The sequence below is a fragment of the Bacillus sp. mrc49 genome (assembly GCF_002803435.1).
Window position 1 is genome coordinate 1 of sequence record NZ_PHNG01000413.1, and the last position, 309, is coordinate 309.

Consider the following 309-nt stretch of genomic DNA (forward strand, 5'->3'; position numbering starts at 1 on the left):
CGCGACAAATTCGACAAACTCTTTGACCAGCTTTAGTTCGAGGGACTTTTCATGATATAACATCCACGTATTCCGGATAAGCGGGTTTCCTTGCTCATCCCTCAGCTCCATTTGCCTTAAGGATGGGTCGTGCTCCAATAAAACACTGGGAAGAATTCCATACCCGAGGCCATTTTTGACCATTTCCTTGCATGTATCCCCTTTGTCCACCTCCATCCCAACTAACGGCGGACCTTGAAAATTTTTCCTCCACCACTTATCGATCATCGTTTTCAGGAGTGCATCGGTCTTGTAATCGATTCTCGGCAA

The 309-nt window shown here is 46.3% G+C and carries 1 protein-coding gene; it reads right to left on the reverse strand.

The window, feature by feature from the left end:
- A partial coding sequence (locus CVN76_RS02555) for a substrate-binding domain-containing protein (RefSeq protein ID WP_232732079.1) occupies window positions 1-309 on the reverse strand: 309 nt, incomplete at both ends.